Below are 15,532 nucleotides of genomic sequence, written 5' to 3' on the forward strand. Positions count from 1 at the left end.
CTAGTCCCGCGCCGCGTTGCCGGGAACCGCACCGGAGAGACCGATGTCCGACGACGAGTTGCTGTTCATGTCGGCTACGCGCGCCGCGGCGCTGATCCGCAGCCGGCGCCTATCGCCTGTCGAATACCTTGCGGCGGTGCTGGCGGCGATCGAACGCACGCAGCCACGCCTCAACTGCTTCGTTGCCCTGGACGAAGACCGCGCGCGCGCGGCTGCGGCCGCGGCCGAGCAGGCGGTGATGGCCGGCGCACCGCTCGGCCCGCTGCATGGCGTGCCGGTGCACGTGAAGGACCTGCTCGATGTCGCGGGGCTGCGCACCACGCATGGTTCGGCGATCCATGCCCAGGCAAAGCCTGCCGCCCGGGACGACGTGCTGGTGACGCGGTTGCGCGGGGCCGGCGCCATCATCATCGGCAAGACGACCACGCCCGAATTCGGCGTGAAGGGCCTGACCGATGGGCCGTCCTTCGGCGTGACGCGCAATCCCTGGAATCTCGATCGCACCTCGGGCGGTTCCTCGGGTGGGGCGGCCGCGGCGGTGGCAGCGGGGCTCGGCCCGCTCGGCCTCGGCACCGATGGCGCGGGGTCGATCCGCGGGCCGGCGGCTTGTTGCGGCGTGGTCGGGCTGAAGCCGACGCTGGGCCTGGTGCCCGCCGATACGGCGCGCGATGCCTTCGGCAACAACACCTATGCCGGGCCTCTCGCGCGCAGTGTCACGGATGCGGCGACGATGCACGCCGTCCTGGCCGGCCCGAGCGCGCTGGACCCCTGGAGCCTCGGTGCAGCGGGCGCGGCGCGGCCGATGTCACCCATGCTGATGGGCGAGGATCTGTCGGCGTTGCGCATCGGCTATGTGCCGCGTTGCGCAAATCCGCGCGTCGCGGCGGATGTCGCGGCGAATACCCGCGCTACGCTCGATGCCTGGGCGGTCATGGGTGCGGTGGTCGAGGAGGTGCAGGATCCGATCGACTGGATCGAATACGAAGGCCGCGTGCTCTACCAGGCGAACTTCGCCGTCTTCTGCGCGCCGTACCTGCCGGAATGGCGCGACAGGATGGACCCGGTCACCGTCGCGTTCATGGAGCGCGGCGCGCAGTTCGCCCTGGCCGACTTCCGCAACGCGCAATTCGCGCGTACGCGGCTGTTCCGCGCGGTGCAGGCCCTGTTCGACCGGTACGACATGCTGGTGATGCCGACCATGACGCGCACAGCGCTGCCCGCTGCCTTCGATGCCGCGAATGACGACGTGATGGTCGATGGCGTGGCCTGTGGCATCACGCGGCAAGGTTGGACCTCGCCACAATATCCTTTCAACCTCACCGGGCATCCCGCGATATCGCTGCCCTCCGGCTTTGGCGCGGATGGGCTGCCGACGGCGGTGCAGGTGGTCGGGCGCTGGGGCGCAGAGGCAGATGTCCTGCGCGTCGGCGCGTTGCTCGAGCGCGCGATGCCGTGGGCTCACCGCACGCCGGCGCTGACCTAGAAGCGATCGGCGCGGTACGGCGTGGGATCGGTGAAGGGCTGGTCGCCCGTCATCATCTCGGCCAGCAGCCGGCCGGTCGTCGGACCCAGCGTGAAACCCTGGTGGGCGTGGCCGAAGGCGCACCAGGCGCCGGCTTGGCCCGGCAGCGGGCCGATCACGGGTAGCATGTCCGGCGTGCAGGGGCGCACACCCATCCAGGGCGTGGCGTCGACGCGGTCCTGCAGGGGCAGTAGCGTCCGCGCGACAGGCTCGGCGCGGTCGAGTTGCACGGGCGTAGGCCGGGCATCGATGCGGGCGAATTCAGCGCCGGTGGTCAGCCGGATGCCGGCACGCATCGGTGCCAGCAGGAATCCGCTGTCGGTATCGAGCACGGGGCGGTTCAATACTGCGTTGCCACGCAGGCCGTAGTGCATGTGGTAGCCGCGCTTGCCGAACAGCGGCGGGGCGTAGCCGAAGCGCCGGGTCGTCTCCCCCGCGGCCGCGCCAAGCGCGATCACGACCTGTGCCGCGTCCTCCGGCCCATTCGTCGTGCGCAGCCTCCAGCCCGATCCGAATCGCTGCAGGCTGCCGGCGTCGCCGAGCGCGATGCGACCGCCCAGCCCCGTAAACTGCCGCGAATAGGAAAGCGTCAGCGCGTGCGGGTCGCTGACCGACAGCGGATCGGTCCAGTGGATGGCACCAGCGCGCTGAACCAGGAGGTGCGGCTCGGCCGCCGCGACGCCCGCGCCATCCAGCGCCACGAAGTTCACGCCGTGGTCCCGATGCGCAATCTCCGCCTGCGCGACGGCGGCATCGAGCCGTGACCGGTCGCCATACAGGCGCATCCAGCCGATCGGGCGCAGCAGCGGCATCGCATCCGTGTCGCGCGCCAGGGCCAGGTGCTCGTCGATGCAAGTGACGATCAGCCGTGCATAGGCCTGCGCCGCATGGAGGTAGCGCGCCGGTTCCGAATGCCACCAGTAGCGCAGCAGCGGCGAGACGAAGCCCGGCAAAGCAAGCGGATGGTAAGATGCATCGATCGACCGGTTCCGCGCGATGCGCAGGATCTCCGACATCGCGCGGGGAAACGGGTGCGGATGGACCGCCTCGCGCTGGATCAACCCGCCATTGCCGAAGGACGCACCCTCGCCCGGCGCGCGCCGGTCCACCAGGACGACATCGCAACCGCGGCGCCGGAGATGCAGCGCCACCGAGACGCCGACCATCCCTGCGCCGAGCACGATCACCGATGGAGCCATACCTGCGCGGTCCTTGCATTTGTCGGGGCGGACTGTGCAGGCGCGTGCCGCGTCCGATCAAGATGCCGCGGCGATCGACGCGCAGCGCGGCGCACGAAACATGCGCGATCGTCGCGAGACCCTTGCCAGGGCGACACACGAGCGCTTCGATCGCCGGATGTGCCAGAGACCCCGCTGATGGATGCACCGCCCCGCTTCGGCATCTGGGCCCTGGTCCATGGCAGCCGCGCCGCGCGCCAGGACCCGGACGAACCCTTCGACGCCTCCTGGACGCGCAACCGCGCCCTGGTGCTGGAGGCCGAGGCGCTGGGCTTCGACTGCACGCTTGTCGCGCAGCACACCTTCAACCCCTACGATCCCGAACGCGGGCAGCTCGAGGCCTGGAGCGCCTCGGCCGCACTCGCCGCGCTCACGCACCGCATCGAGATCATCACCGCCATCAAGCCCCTGCTCTACAACCCCGTAGTGCTGGCCAAGATGGCCCTGCAGATCGAGGAGATCAGCAGCGGCCGCTTCGCCATCAACCTGGTCAACGCCTGGAACCGGGCGGAGATGGACAAGGCCGGCCTGCCCTTTCCCGAACACGACGCGCGCTACGCGCTGGGCGAGGAATGGCTGAGCGTCGTGGAACCGCTGCTGCGCGGGGAACGCGTGAACCACGCCGGGGCCCACTTCGCCGTGCAGGACGCCGTCATTCTGCCGCGTGCGGCCACGCGGGCGCGACCGCGCATCTACGTCGGCGGCGAATCAGAACCCGCGCGGGCACTGGCGGCGGCGCAGGCCGATGTCTGGTTCATCAACGGCCAACCGGTCGACGATGTCGCGGCGCTGATCGCCGACGTCGCCCGCCGCCCGCGCACCGGCCCACCGCTGCGCTACGGCCTGTCGGCGTTCGTGATCGCGCGCCCCACCGAACAGGAGGCAGTCGCGGCCTACGAACGCCTCGCGCGGCTTGCCGAACTCGACAAGCCGGTCCTCGCGCGCCAGGCCATCCACATCGATCCCGCCGTGGTGATGCACCAGACCATGGCGAAGTCGCCGCGGGTGGGCACCAATGGCGGCACGGCGGCGGGGCTCGTCGGGACCTATCGGCAGGTGGCGGATCGGATCCGTGCCTTCCACGACGCTGGCATCGAGACCTTCATGCTGCAGTTCCAGCCCTTCGAAGCGGAGATGCGCCGCTTCGCCGCCGAGGTGATGCCGCTGGCGCGGCGCTGACACCCCTACCGTCCTTCGCTTGCGTGCGAACGGACCAGGCGGTTCAATGTCGTATGCCTCCCGCATCCCCGCGTGACCCAGCGGCGCCGGCGCGCACCGCCCGCACCCGCGCACCCGAGCGCACGCGGCTCGATATTCTCGACGCCGCGACTGCGGAATTCAGCGAAAAGGGCTTCGCCGGCGGGCGCGTGGACGACATCGCGGCGCGCACCCGCACGACCAAACGCATGATCTACTACTATTTCGGCGGCAAGCAGCAGCTCTATGCGGCGGTGCTGGAACGCGCGTATGGCGCCATGCGCGATGCGGAATCGGCGCTCGACCTCGATGCGCTGCCGCCGCTGGAAGCTTTGCGGCGCCTGGTCGAGATCACCTTCGACCATCATGGCAACCACCCGGAATTCGTGCGCCTGGTGAGTGTCGAGAACATCCATGATGCACGGAACGTCGCGGCCTCGCCGGTCATTCGCGAACGCAACGCGGCGGTGATCAGCACGCTGCGCGCCCTGATCGCGCGCGGCGAGCGCGCGCGCGTCTTCCGGCCGGCGCTCGATCCGCTCGACCTGCACATCCTGATCTCGTCGTTCTGCTTCTACCGCGTGTCGAACCGCCACACGCTGCGCGCCATATTCGGCCGCGACCTGCAACAGCCCGAAAGCATCGCGGCACACCGCAACATGATCGCCGAGGCGGTGCTGCGCTACGTCCGTCCGGGCGACTGAGCACGCGCCCTGGACGGCGTCGTTCAGGCCAGGAGCTGGGGCGCCGCCGAGAGCTCCGCGAAGTGGCGCAGCATGCGCGCAGCATCGGGCTCAACGCCCGTGAACAGCCGGAAGGCGCCGACCGCCTGGAAAACCGCCATGCCGCCGCCATCGAGCGTGCGGCACCCCGCGGCGCGGGCGGCACGCAACAATTCGGTCTCGATCGGGAAGTACACGATGTCCGCGACCCAGAGCGCCGCGTGCAGGAGGGCCGGCGGCAGCGGCGACCCGGGCAGCTTCGCCATGCCCATCGGCGTGCAGTTGACGACGCCGTCGGCGACGGCCACAGCGGCGGCCAGGTCGGTGCAGGCCATGGCGCGCCCGGCGCCGAAGCGCGCGCGCATAGCCTCGGCAAGCGCCTCCGCGCGGGTCGTGTCGGTGTCTGCCACGACAAGGCAGCCCACCCCTTCGGTCAGCAGCGCATGCGCGACCGCGGCCCCAGCCCCGCCCGCGCCGAGCTGCACCACGCGCCCGCGCGGCGCACCGGCCAGGCTGCGGCGAAACGCCTCCGCAAAGCCCGACATGTCGGTGTTGTGGCCGATCCGCCGGCCATCCTGGAACACGATCGTGTTCACCGCGCCCAGCGCCTCGGCCTCGGGCGACAGCGCGTCGAGCAGCGGCACCACGGCCTGCTTGCAGGGGTAGGTGATGTTGAGGCCAGCGTAGCCCATCCATTCTGCGGCCCGCAGCAGGTCCGGCAGCGCCGCCGGGCCAAGGCCGAGCGCATCGAGGTCGATGCGGCGATAGACCAGGCGCAGCCCGGCTTCGGCACCTTCGCGTTCGTGCATGGCCGGCGTGCGCGACCCGGCGATGCCCGAGCCGATCAGCCCGGCCAGCACGGGGGGCAGACGATCGCAAAGGGTCATGTGGACTGTCCTCCTGGCCGGTGCGGACGGCGCTGCGATGGTGGCGCCGAATTCCGCTTGACGTCATTTTGTACTAACCAGTACATACAGGTCAACGCGGAACCGTACACGGCATCGCCGTCCGGTCCGCGCAGGGAAATCGTCCACGGAGAAAGCGCATGTCGCTCGATCGTCGTCGCCTGGGCCTCGCGGCCCTCACGCTTGTCGCCGGCGGCGCGCTGCGTCCGCACCGGGCTTCCGCGCAAGTGGCTGCCTATCCGGGCACGCGCCCGGTCACCATCGTCGTCGCCTGGGCACCAGGCGGGTCGACAGACTTCGTGGCCCGCGTCGTGGCGCAGGGGATGTCGCGCGAACTCGGCGGGAATGTCGTGGTGGACAACCGGCCGGGCGCCTCCGGCACGGTCGGCCACGGCTCGGTCGCGCGCGCGCGTCCCGATGGCTACACGCTGCTGCTCGGCGTGAACTCTACCTACGCGATGTCACGCCATCTGTTCCCCAACCGCGGCTACGACGACGACACCGCCTTTGTCGGCATCGGGCGCGTCGCCGTCTCGCCGATCTTCCTGTGCGTCAACCCGCGCATCGGCGTCTCGAACATCGCGGAACTGATCGCGAAGGCGAAGGAGGCGCCGGGGCGCATGTCCTACGCCTCCTCCGGCGCAGGATCGTCAGCGCATCTCGCGACCGAGCTGTTCCTGCGCAGCGCCGACATCAGCATCGAGAACGTCACCTATCGCGGCGGCGCGCCCGCCGTGCAGGCATTGATCACCAACGAGGTCCAGGTCGCCATGGTGGACGGCGTGACTGCGCTGCCGCTGATGCAGGCCGGCCAGATCTTAGCGATCGGCGTGAGCACCCCTGCGCGCAACCCGCTCGCGCCGACCGTGCCGACCATCGCCGAGAGCGGCTTCCCCGGCTTCGAGGCGACGAGCAACTTCGCGCTGCTCGCGCCGTCCGGCACGCCCGATGCCATCGTCGCGCGGCTCGCCACCGCGAAGGACGCGGTGATGCGCAACCCCGAGGTACTGGAGCGCCTGCGCCAGAACTCCATCTTTCCCACCCCGGGCACGCCCGAACAGTGGCCGGCCTATTTCCGGGCCGAGAGCAGCAAGTGGGGCGAGCTGATCCGCGCCCGCGGCATCACCACCGAATGAAGCGCCGCGGCGGCGGGGCGACCCGCTGCCGCATCGCGGCACCAGCCACGCCGGCACGACAAGATACGCCTGGACCGCGGCACGCCGGCGCCGTCCAATGCCGCGCGTATCAAGCCTGAGGGCCTGGCTGCGCGCAGCGAGCCCAGCCCCGCCGCCATGGCCTGAGGAAGGGAGAACGACCTTGACCGCCGAGAGCGAATTCGTCGCGCGCGACCCAGCCGCACACCCGCCGGCCCTGACGCCGATCTACAAGACCAGCGTCTTCCGCGCGCCGCACCGCCCACTGCTGTCGCTGCAGAACTCATTGTCGGAGGTCACGGGACCCGTCTTCGGCCAGCACGAGCTCGGCCCGCTTGATGCCGACCTGGTGCGCAACTACGCACGCGACGGTGGCGCGCCGGTGGGCGAGCGCATCATCGTCCATGGCCGCGTCCTGGACGGCGGCGCGCGCCCGCTGCCCGGCGTGCTGGTGGAGTTCTGGCAAGCCAATGCCGCCGGCCGCTACCGCCACCGCAACGACAACTTCGACGCGCCGATCGACCCGAATTTCGGCGGCTGCGGACGCTGCCTGACCGATGCCGAGGGGCGCTACGCCTTCCGTACGGTGAAGCCAGGCCCCTACCCCTATCGGAACCGAATCAACGACTGGCGTCCGGCGCATATCCATTTCTCGGTCTTCGGGTCGGGCTTTGCCCAGCGCCTCATCACGCAGATGTACTTCGAAGGCGACCCGCTGCTGCGCCACGACAGCATCCTGCAGACCGTGCCCGACCCCGCGGCGCGCGAGCGGCTGGTCGCGCTGCTCGACCTCCATGCATCGGTGCCTCTGCATACCCTCGCCTATCGCTGGGACATCGTGCTGCGCGGATCGCGCTCCACGCTGTTCGAGAACCGCCTGCAGGGGAACTGACGCCATGATACCGCACGACACGCTGGGCTACCTGCCAGAGACGCCGTCCCAGACCGCCGGTCCCTACGTGCATATCGGCCTGATCCCGCGACAGGCCGGCTTCGACATCTTCGACAACACCCTCGGCGAGGCGCTGGTCGGCCCCGACACGCAGGGCACGCGCATCCGCATCGAGGGCCGCATCTTCGACGGCACCGGCGCGCTCGTGCGCGATGCCCTGGTCGAAATCTGGCAGGCCGATGCGCATGGCCGCTTCAACCACCCCGCCGACCGCCAGACGGGTCCGCGCGACGAGACCTTCCGCGGCTGGGGCCGCACCGGTACGGATTTCGAGACGGGGCTGTGGTCCTTCGAAACGATCAAGCCGGGCCGCACCGCCGGGCGCAGCGGCCATTCGCGCATGGCGCCGCACATCACGCTGTGGCTCGTCGCGCGCGGCATCAACCTCGGCCTGCTGACGCGCCTGTATTTTGCCGACGAGGCCGCCGCCAATGCCGAGGACCCAGTGCTGCGGCTGGTTGAACAACCGGCCCGCCGCAGCACGCTCATCGCAGCGCATGCGCTGCACGAGGGCCACCCGGTCTACACCTTCGACATCCGCCTCCAGGGCGAAGGCGAGACGGTGTTCTTCGACGCCTGACGGAGGCCCCCCATGACCGAGCCGGCGCGCCTGCCGAAATCCATCGCCACCGTCTGCCTGTCGGGTGCCCTGCACGACAAGCTCGAGGCGGCGGCGGCAGCCGGCTTCCAGTCGGTCGAGATCTTCGAGAATGACCTGCTCACCTTCGACGGCACACCGGCCGAGGTGCGGCAGGCCTGCGAGGATCTCGACCTCGGCATCTCGATCTTCCAGCCCTTCCGCGACTTCGAGGCGATGCCCGAGCCACAGCGCGGCCGCAACCTGGACCGTGCGGAGCGCAAGTTCGACACGATGCAGGCGCTCGGTACCGACCTGGTGCTGGTGTGTTCCAATACGCAGCCTGGCGCGATCGACGACCCGGCGCGTGCCGCCGCGGATCTGCATGCGATGGCCGAGCGCGCGGCACGCCGCGGCCTGCGTGTCTGCTACGAGGCGCTGGCCTGGGGCCGTCACGTGAATCGCTGGCGCCAGGCCTGGGAGATCGTGCGCGCGGCCGACCATCCCGCGCTCGGCCTGTGCCTCGACAGCTTTCATACGCTGGCGCTGGGCGACGACCTCGCCGGCCTGGCGGCGACGGTGCCGCCGGAGAAGGTGTTCTTCCTGCAACTGGCCGACGCACCACGCCTCGCGATGGATCCGCTGAGCTGGAGCCGCCATCATCGTCTATTCCCCGGCCAGGGCGAACTTGATGTCGCGCGCTTCCTGCGGGACCTGCTCGGCACCGGATGGCGCGGGACGCTATCCCTCGAAGTGTTCAACGACGAATTCCGCGCCGCGCCGTCACGGCGGATCGCGCGCGATGGGCTGCGCAGCCTGCTCTGGCTCGAGGAACAGGTGGGCCAGGTGGCCATGCCGTCGCTGCCGGAGCTCGGCGGCGTCGAATTCGTCGAATTCGCGGTGGATGCCGCGGCACGCGAACAGCTCGGCGGCTTCCTCGGTAGCCTCGGCTTCGCGCGGGTGGGGCTCCACCGTTCCAAGGATGTCGAGCTGTGGCGCAATGGCGGCGCCAACCTGGTGCTCAACGCCGAACCCGACAGCGCGGCGGCCGAGCGCTTCGAACAGCTCGGCCCGACCGTCTGCGCCCTGGCCTTGCGCGTGGACGACCCACAGCGCGTCGTCGCGCGCGCGGAGGCGCTGCATTACCCGGTCTGGCGCGAGCGGACCGGTGAGGGCGAACGCCACATCCCGGCCATCCGCCAGCCCGACGGCACCCTGCTGTACCTCGTGGCGGACCCTGCCAGGGGTGAGCGGCCGATCTGGGAGGACGACTTCCAGCTCACGCCGGTCGCGGATGGACCCGCGCCACTGCTCGGCGTGGACCACGCGGCGGAGGCGGTGGCCCCGGGCATGATGGACAGCTTCGTGCTGTTCTACCGGACACTATTGGGGCTGCAGGCGGAAACCCTGTGGGAATTGCCCGATCCCTTCGGCCTGGTGCGCTCGCGCGCCTTCGTGGCGCAGAATGGCAGCGTCCGGCTGCCTCTCAATGTCTCGGAGAGCACGCATACCGGCACCGGGCGCTTCGTCTCCGCGCTGGCGGGCGCGGGCGTGCACCACATCGCCTTCGCCGTGGCCGATGCGGCGGCTGCGGCCGAGGCCGCGGCGGCACGCGGCGCACCGATGCTCGACATCCCGGAGAATTACTACGAAGACCTCGCCGCGCGCCTGGGCCTCGATGATGCGGAGCTCATGGCGCTGCAGCGGCGCCACCTGTTGTACGACCGCGACGCCGCCGGCGGCGTGTTCCTGCATGCCTATACCCGGCAGTTCCGCGACCGCATCTTCATGGAGATCGCGGAACGCCGGGACGGCTACACAGGCTTCGGCGCCGTGAACGCGCCGGTGCGCATGGCCGCGCAGCGGCGCGACGCGCGCCCGGGCGGCCGCGCCGCGATGGACTGAACCCGGCCGCTTGCCGCGCCACGGCGCGCGGCGTCTACTGCGCCGCCCAGCACCGGAAGCCCGCATGACGCCCGAGATCCTCGCCCAGCTCGCACCGCACGGCGTGCTCCGCGCCGGCATCAACCTCGGCAACTTCCTGCTGGTGACCGGGCGGGACGAGCATCGCAGCCCGGAGGGCGTGGCCCCCGACATGGCGCGCGCAGTTGCCGCGAGGCTCGGCGTGCCGGTGCGCTTCGTGCCCTATCCGCGGCCCGGCACGCTGGCCGACGCGGCTGGCACGGATGCCTGGGACATCGGCCTGATCGGCGCCGAGCCGCAGCGCGCCGAGACCATCGCCTTCACCGCCGCCTATGCCGAGATCGAGGCGACGTACCTGGTGCCGGCCGGGTCGCCGATCACGACGCTCACGGAGGTCGACCGCGCGGGAGTGCGCGTCGCGAGCACGGCGCGCGCGGCCTATGACCTTTGGCTCGACCGCAACATCCAGGCGGCGACGCTGATCCGCGCCGAGAGCATCGACGGCGCCTTCGACCTGTTCACGGCGCAGGGTCTGGAAGCGCTGGCCGGGCTGCGGCCGCGCCTTTTGGCGGATGCGGCGGCCCTGCCCGGCGCACGCATCCTGGACGGACGCTTCATGTCGGTGCAGCAGGCGATCGGCACGCCGCGCGCCAATGCCGCCGCCGCGGCCTTCCTGCACGGCTTCGTGGAGGAGGCGAAGGCGTCGGGCCTGGTCGCGAGCCTGATTGCCAGGCACGGCGTACACGGGCTTTCGGTCGCCCCGCCGGCCTGAGGCTCAGTCCAGGCCCCAGTGCAACCGCAGCGCCGCGGCCGCCTGGCGCAGCGTGAGGTCGGCCGCCGGGATCATGCGGCCCATGCCCAGGTAGGCGTGCATCTGGTCGGCGACGTGCAGGTGCGCGACATGCACGCCTTCCTCATCCAGCCGCCGCGCATAGGCGAGACCCTCGTCGAGCAGCGGATCATGCCCACAGGTCATCACGAAGGCGGCGGCCGTACCCGCCAGGCTGGCGGCGCGCAGCGGCGAGGCGCGCCAGTCGATACGCTGCGCGCGGTCAGGCACGTAGTGGTCGATGAACCAGCGCATGCCTGCCGCGGTCAGCGGATAGCCCTCGGTGAAGCGCTGCGTCGAGGGCGTGTTCCCGGCCATGTCGGTGGCCGGGTAGAGCAGCATCTGGAAGCCGGGCGCGGGCACCGAACCGTCCCGGCCCATCAGCGCGAGCACGGCCGCGAGGTTGCCGCCCGCGCTGTCGCCGCCCACCGCAATTCGCGTCGGGTCGATCGCAAGCTGCGCCGCCTGCGCGACGACGAAGCGCAGGGCCGCCACCGCATCCTCGACCGCGGCGGGGAAGCGCGCCTCGGGCGCCAGGCGGTAGTCTACCGCGATCACCGCCGCACCGAGGTGGTTCGCGAGGCTGCGGCAGATCTGGTCGTGGCTGTCGAGGTCGCCGATCACCCATCCGCCGCCATGCAGATACAGCAGGCAGGGCAGCACGGACCCCGTCGTCGTGCCGCGGCTGCGATAGTGGCGCAGCGGCACAGGCCCCGCCGGGCCAGGACAGGCCAGGTTTTGAACTGCCGCGACTGCAGGCGGGTCGGGCTGCAGGACCGGGCGCGCTGCGACATTGACGGCGCGCGCCTCGGCGGGCGTGAGCTGATGCAGCGGGGGACGGCCCGCCGCACGGATCAGGTCGAGAACGCTCTGCGCGCCGGGGTCGAGGGGCATCGGGACACCTGCATCCAGTCGGGCGCGGCGGCCTGCGCCGGCCCGCCGGATGCGTTTACGATGCGGCGTGGCGCTGCTGCAATCGGGCCAGGATGCGCGACGCGGCATCGGCGCGCGGAATGCCCTCGAGTGCGGCGATCTCTCCCGCCAGGCGATCGAGTGCCTGTTCGAACAACACGCGTTCGCCGGTCGGCTGCTCGGCGCGCCCAGCGTTGCGGCCGAGGTCGCGCAGCACCTCGGCGACCACGACTGGGTCGCCGGAATTGAGCTTCGCAGCCAGTTCGACCGCGCGGCGCGCCCAGATGACGCGCGTGCTGCGCGGCGTGCCGGCCAGCACATCGAGAACGCGGGCGAGGGTCTCTGGCGCCATCGGGCGGCGCAGGCCATTGCGCTGTGCCTTGCCCAGCGGAACACGCAGCGTGAGGCGGCGTTCGGCGAAGAACAGCCGCAGGAACTCGAGCCGCGTGCCGTCGAATTCATCCGCGTCGACACCGTCGAACTGGCCCACGCCATGCGCCGGATGGACGACCGCATCGCCCACGGAGAGCAGGCCTGCAAGGCCGTTCACGGCCAACGAGAGCGGGATGGCGGAAGGTGCGGCGGGAGCAATCGCATCGGCCTGCATGGTGTGCCTCCTGGTCCGTTCGCGAGGTTGGCGGGCGTGAATCGCCCCGCGCGATGGAGCCGACCATGGCCACCCTTGCACACGGAGGCTACGAAGCGGTTCACGCGGCAATGGATGGGGCGTGCAGGCACCGGTGGTGACGACCGGCGGCACCGCGCCCCCGGTACACGCCGAATTGAATATCGTCGGACCGGGCCCTAGCTTTGCGTTCGCCCCTCAAGGCAGCAGCGGGCGTGGCGGAATTGGCAGACGCAGCGGACTTAAAATCCGCTTCTGGCAACAGAGTACCGGTTCGATCCCGGTCGCCCGCACCAAAGTCGTCGGCGCCGGCGGTTGCTGCTCGTGCCGCGCGGGACAAGCGCCCGGTCGTTGCTGCCGAGGAACCGGCCCGGAGCGCGCCGTGTGGACGACCGGCGCGTCATCAGCGGCATTTTGCACGTGCTTCGCTCGGGCTGCCGCTGGAAGGACGGCCCGGCGACCGACGGCCCGCCGACCACGATCTACAACTGATGGAACTGCTGGAGCGGGCGCGGGCTATGGATGCGCATCTTCCACGCGCTGGCGGATACGCGTCCTGCCGACGTGGCGATGATCGGCAGTTCCGCCGTCAAGGCGCAGCGCGCCTCAGCAGGCGGAAAAAGGGGGGCTGCGGCACGGGCAATCGGCCGCGAGCGCAGCGGCCTCATGACAAAGATCCACGCCACAGCGCATGGGTAGAGAAGACGGCGGGCCTTCCAGCGCCACGATGCCCGGGGATACGCGCTGCACGCCACCGACTTCACGCATGCCTCGGAACCGCGCTGGTCTTCCCAGCCGTATCTCCGTGGTGCCGCAACATGCAACAGCGACATGCGTAGACTGGGTTCAAACGGTACGGTCGTCGTGTGGCCTCGGGATCGGACGTTGGGGCAGGGTTCGCGCGGTGCGCATCAATTCCGCAGCGTGGTCACCCGCAAACACTTGCTACAGCGAACCGACCGTGACGCTGGCTCGATCATAGTGCCCGCGCCGAGCGCGACCCCCGCGGTGGGCGTCGGATACCTCGTCCCTCGCTACAACGGCGGATCGCGCTCGCGCGCGCTCCGCCGTTGCTTTGCGCGGAATCTCAACGACCGCGATCGAACGGATCGCTCGTCGTGGATCCGCCCTGTTCCGGGTACGCGCCCGAGATATTCGTACTGGCCGTACGGTCGACGGCGCGCGACGCTACCCTGCCCGGCGGGTCCGACTGGGCGCCCGCCACCCAGCCATCGCCGCGCCATTCGTCGGCGCGGAGCGCCGTGTCGATGGGGGCGTGACGCGCCAGGATGCGCTCGGCGTCGACCACCCGCCGTTCGTCCGCGCGGACCGTGATGACGGTGCCGCCTCGGCGCACGCCCTCGGCTAGCGCATCGGCCTCCGGCCGCTCCACGCCCGAATCGATCAGCGCTCCGATCAGGCCGCCGGCCGCGGCGAGCGCCCCAGCGCCAGTCAATGCCGCCACGAGCCATCCAGCAGCCACGATGGGCCCGACGCCGGGGATGGCGAGCGCGCCGAGCCCCGCCAGGAGCCCGGCGCCGCCACCTGCCACCGTGCCGATCGTGGCGCCTGTCGCCGCAGCACTGCCATCCTTGTCGGCTGCAGCCGAATCATCGCCGGCGCGCACCAGGCTGACCTCGGACTCGGTGAAGCCGTCCGCCTCGAGGTCCTGGAGCGCGGCGGACGCGGCCGCCGGGCTGTCGAACATGCGTGCAATGGTGCGTATCGTCATTGGAAGGTCCTTCCTGTCTGCTTGCGGCTCAGCGCGTCGACGCCGGGCTTGTACCCGGACGCTGCGGAGTGGCTGTTCGCTGGGAGGACGCCGCGGGCGCGCGCGCTGCTGCCGCCGCGTAGACAACCCCGCGGAAATCCAGCGCCACGTCGTCCATCGTGCCGCCATGCGACGCGCGGCCTCGCCAGACGCCGCTCTCGTCGAGGCGCAGCCCGCTCAGCTGCGTATAGCCGGCGTCCTCGATGCGCGAACGCGCCTGACCCTCGGTGAAACTATTGGCGCCCTCAGCCGGTGCGCCGTCCATCTGAACGCCGGTGGGAAGCCCGCCCCGACGTTGCGGTGCGGCCGGGCTCGGCTGGCCGGGGTTGGTCGTCCCGGGCGGCTGCGCCGTCTGGCCAGGCGCGGGCGCCGCGGTTTGCGCGGACGCCGCTCCAGGCTGGGCCATCATTGCGGCCGCCATCAGGAGAATTGCTGCTTTCGTCGCGTACATGCACTGCGTTCCCTTTGTGTGGTGACGTCGCGGCAGGGCTACCGCGCGTGCTTCCTCAACAAGGTGGGGCGCTGAAGGTTCCGCTGCGCACGCGCTTGGCATCAGCGCGCAGCGTCGCCGATGCCGTCATGACAGATAGGACGGTCGTCGCGCTCGTCGGCCTGCGCGCGCGCTTGGCCTAGGTCTGCCGCAGGCCTTGCCGGTGCTAGAGGAGCGACCACTCACTTCGCGCCGTTCAGCACCCCGATACCCGATACAGGCATATGGCGCTCTGCGCGGACGGTGTGTCGGCGAACCTGAGCCGGTTGCTTGGATCTTCGCCGAGTTCAGTCGCTAACGAAGGCGTGATGACCAGCGACGCTAACCTGCGAGGTGCTCGCGCGTTAGCGACGATGGTGTCGCAGGAGGATCCAATGTTCCGAACGTTGACCGTACCCATCCGGGTGAAGACGCCGCACGGATGGCACTTCGCGCGCTTTGCAATGCCGCCGCGGCATGCGGGTGAACCATGGTGGGTCGTGTACCGCGACGAAGGGGGGGCGTGGTTCACGACGATGCTCCCCAACGCGCGATGACCTCTATCTTCTCATTTAGGCACGACACTGCTGTCGTGACTCGGAGTGTGCTCATCGCTCTCTGACTGTCGTGGCGATCGCGTCCCGCTGAGCAAGCGCATGCCGGCACTGACGGGCGACCGAACTACAGCCGAACCTTCAAGCGGCGGCACGCGTTCGCCGCGCGGGACATTAACTGG

Annotated in this window: 15 protein-coding genes and 1 tRNA gene; 10 read left to right on the forward strand and 6 right to left on the reverse strand. The window is 70.5% G+C overall.

Annotation, left to right across the window (positions count from 1 at the left end; all coding sequences use genetic code 11):
* Positions 1-43: 43 nt before the first annotated feature.
* Positions 44-1,483: an amidase gene (locus MWM08_RS21875; RefSeq protein WP_244408622.1), complete on the forward strand. Its 1,440-nt coding sequence runs from the start codon at positions 44-46 to the stop codon at positions 1,481-1,483.
* Here MWM08_RS21875 and MWM08_RS21880 read toward each other — a convergent pair.
* The gene (locus MWM08_RS21880) at positions 1,480-2,721 is read right to left on the reverse strand and encodes an NAD(P)/FAD-dependent oxidoreductase (RefSeq protein ID WP_244408623.1); all 1,242 of its coding nucleotides are present in this window, start codon (positions 2,719-2,721) and stop codon (positions 1,480-1,482) included. The two genes, MWM08_RS21875 and MWM08_RS21880, sit on opposite strands and share 4 nt — an antisense overlap.
* A 177-nt stretch (positions 2,722-2,898) precedes the next feature.
* Here MWM08_RS21880 and MWM08_RS21885 point away from each other — a divergent pair, with 177 nt between their 5' ends.
* Positions 2,899-3,939 (forward strand): LLM class flavin-dependent oxidoreductase, encoded by a 1,041-nt coding sequence (locus MWM08_RS21885; RefSeq protein ID WP_244408624.1) that lies wholly within the window; start codon positions 2,899-2,901, stop codon positions 3,937-3,939.
* Positions 3,940-3,992: 53 nt separating this feature from the next.
* Positions 3,993-4,661 carry a TetR/AcrR family transcriptional regulator gene (locus tag MWM08_RS21890; protein WP_244408625.1) on the forward strand — a complete coding sequence of 223 codons (669 nt, stop codon included), beginning with the start codon at positions 3,993-3,995 and terminating at the stop codon, positions 4,659-4,661.
* Positions 4,662-4,684: 23 nt separating this feature from the next.
* Here the strand turns inward: MWM08_RS21890 and MWM08_RS21895 are convergent, their stop codons facing one another.
* A complete protein-coding gene (locus MWM08_RS21895; protein ID WP_244408626.1) occupies positions 4,685-5,566 on the reverse strand; it encodes a shikimate dehydrogenase in 882 nt (293 codons plus the stop codon).
* 158 nt (positions 5,567-5,724) lie between these two features.
* On the opposite strand from MWM08_RS21895, the gene MWM08_RS21900 reads away from it, so the two are divergent.
* The 5 genes from MWM08_RS21900 to MWM08_RS21920 all read left to right on the forward strand — a co-directional run bounded on the left by MWM08_RS21900 (position 5,725) and on the right by MWM08_RS21920 (position 10,962).
* Positions 5,725-6,720 carry a Bug family tripartite tricarboxylate transporter substrate binding protein gene (locus MWM08_RS21900; RefSeq protein ID WP_244408627.1) on the forward strand — a complete coding sequence of 332 codons (996 nt, stop codon included), beginning with the start codon at positions 5,725-5,727 and terminating at the stop codon, positions 6,718-6,720.
* A 181-nt stretch (positions 6,721-6,901) separates the two neighbouring features.
* Positions 6,902-7,630, forward strand: coding sequence for a protocatechuate 3,4-dioxygenase subunit beta (gene pcaH / locus MWM08_RS21905; RefSeq protein ID WP_244408628.1), 729 nt, complete (start codon positions 6,902-6,904; stop codon positions 7,628-7,630).
* A 4-nt stretch (positions 7,631-7,634) separates the two neighbouring features.
* A complete protein-coding gene (pcaG, locus tag MWM08_RS21910) occupies positions 7,635-8,270 on the forward strand; it encodes a protocatechuate 3,4-dioxygenase subunit alpha (protein ID WP_244408629.1) in 636 nt (211 codons plus the stop codon).
* 12 nt (positions 8,271-8,282) lie between these two features.
* Positions 8,283-10,172 carry a bifunctional sugar phosphate isomerase/epimerase/4-hydroxyphenylpyruvate dioxygenase family protein gene (locus MWM08_RS21915; RefSeq protein WP_279323215.1) on the forward strand — a complete coding sequence of 630 codons (1,890 nt, stop codon included), beginning with the start codon at positions 8,283-8,285 and terminating at the stop codon, positions 10,170-10,172.
* 64 nt (positions 10,173-10,236) lie between these two features.
* Entirely contained in the window at positions 10,237-10,962 is a 726-nt protein-coding gene (locus MWM08_RS21920; RefSeq protein ID WP_244408630.1) for a transporter substrate-binding domain-containing protein, read from the forward strand.
* Between the two features lie 3 nt (positions 10,963-10,965).
* On the opposite strand, the gene MWM08_RS21925 is transcribed toward MWM08_RS21920, so the two are convergent.
* Both MWM08_RS21925 and MWM08_RS21930 read right to left on the reverse strand, forming a co-directional pair.
* Positions 10,966-11,913 carry an alpha/beta hydrolase gene (locus MWM08_RS21925; RefSeq protein WP_244408631.1) on the reverse strand — a complete coding sequence of 316 codons (948 nt, stop codon included), beginning with the start codon at positions 11,911-11,913 and terminating at the stop codon, positions 10,966-10,968.
* 55 nt (positions 11,914-11,968) lie between these two features.
* The gene (locus MWM08_RS21930) at positions 11,969-12,538 is read right to left on the reverse strand and encodes a CarD family transcriptional regulator (RefSeq protein ID WP_244408632.1); all 570 of its coding nucleotides are present in this window, start codon (positions 12,536-12,538) and stop codon (positions 11,969-11,971) included.
* Positions 12,539-12,765: 227 nt separating this feature from the next.
* Here MWM08_RS21930 and MWM08_RS21935 point away from each other — a divergent pair.
* Positions 12,766-12,852, forward strand: a tRNA-Leu gene (locus tag MWM08_RS21935).
* Positions 12,853-12,880: 28 nt separating this feature from the next.
* Positions 12,881-13,048 (forward strand): transposase, encoded by a 168-nt coding sequence (locus tag MWM08_RS26360; RefSeq protein ID WP_255751421.1) that lies wholly within the window; start codon positions 12,881-12,883, stop codon positions 13,046-13,048.
* A 595-nt stretch (positions 13,049-13,643) separates the two neighbouring features.
* Here the strand turns inward: MWM08_RS26360 and MWM08_RS21945 are convergent.
* Complete coding sequence (locus MWM08_RS21945; protein WP_244408634.1) at positions 13,644-14,264, reverse strand: hypothetical protein; 621 nt, start codon at positions 14,262-14,264, stop codon at positions 13,644-13,646.
* A 52-nt stretch (positions 14,265-14,316) separates the two neighbouring features.
* Complete coding sequence (locus MWM08_RS21950) at positions 14,317-14,778, reverse strand: hypothetical protein (RefSeq protein ID WP_244408635.1); 462 nt, start codon at positions 14,776-14,778, stop codon at positions 14,317-14,319.
* Between the last annotated feature and the right edge of the window lie 754 nt (positions 14,779-15,532).

Origin of the sequence: Roseomonas fluvialis (assembly GCF_022846615.1) — a bacterium.
In the GTDB taxonomy this organism is placed as follows: domain Bacteria; phylum Pseudomonadota; class Alphaproteobacteria; order Acetobacterales; family Acetobacteraceae; genus Neoroseomonas; species Neoroseomonas fluvialis.

What these genes read in the sequence shown, in the direction of transcription:
- MWM08_RS21875 (WP_244408622.1), top strand. Translation starts at nt 44, where the DNA reads ATGTCCGACGACGAGTTGCTGTTCATGTCGGCTACGCGCGCCGCGGCG.
- MWM08_RS21880 (WP_244408623.1), bottom strand. Translation starts at nt 2,721, where the DNA reads ATGGCTCCATCGGTGATCGTGCTCGGCGCAGGGATGGTCGGCGTCTCG.
- MWM08_RS21885 (WP_244408624.1), top strand. Translation starts at nt 2,899, where the DNA reads ATGGATGCACCGCCCCGCTTCGGCATCTGGGCCCTGGTCCATGGCAGC.
- MWM08_RS21890 (WP_244408625.1), top strand. Translation starts at nt 3,993, where the DNA reads ATGCCTCCCGCATCCCCGCGTGACCCAGCGGCGCCGGCGCGCACCGCC.
- MWM08_RS21895 (WP_244408626.1), bottom strand. Translation starts at nt 5,566, where the DNA reads ATGACCCTTTGCGATCGTCTGCCCCCCGTGCTGGCCGGGCTGATCGGC.
- MWM08_RS21900 (WP_244408627.1), top strand. Translation starts at nt 5,725, where the DNA reads ATGTCGCTCGATCGTCGTCGCCTGGGCCTCGCGGCCCTCACGCTTGTC.
- pcaG (WP_244408629.1), top strand. Translation starts at nt 7,635, where the DNA reads ATGATACCGCACGACACGCTGGGCTACCTGCCAGAGACGCCGTCCCAG.
- MWM08_RS21915 (WP_279323215.1), top strand. Translation starts at nt 8,283, where the DNA reads ATGACCGAGCCGGCGCGCCTGCCGAAATCCATCGCCACCGTCTGCCTG.
- MWM08_RS21920 (WP_244408630.1), top strand. Translation starts at nt 10,237, where the DNA reads ATGACGCCCGAGATCCTCGCCCAGCTCGCACCGCACGGCGTGCTCCGC.
- MWM08_RS21925 (WP_244408631.1), bottom strand. Translation starts at nt 11,913, where the DNA reads ATGCCCCTCGACCCCGGCGCGCAGAGCGTTCTCGACCTGATCCGTGCG.
- MWM08_RS21930 (WP_244408632.1), bottom strand. Translation starts at nt 12,538, where the DNA reads ATGCAGGCCGATGCGATTGCTCCCGCCGCACCTTCCGCCATCCCGCTC.
- MWM08_RS21945 (WP_244408634.1), bottom strand. Translation starts at nt 14,264, where the DNA reads ATGTTCGACAGCCCGGCGGCCGCGTCCGCCGCGCTCCAGGACCTCGAG.
- MWM08_RS21950 (WP_244408635.1), bottom strand. Translation starts at nt 14,778, where the DNA reads ATGTACGCGACGAAAGCAGCAATTCTCCTGATGGCGGCCGCAATGATG.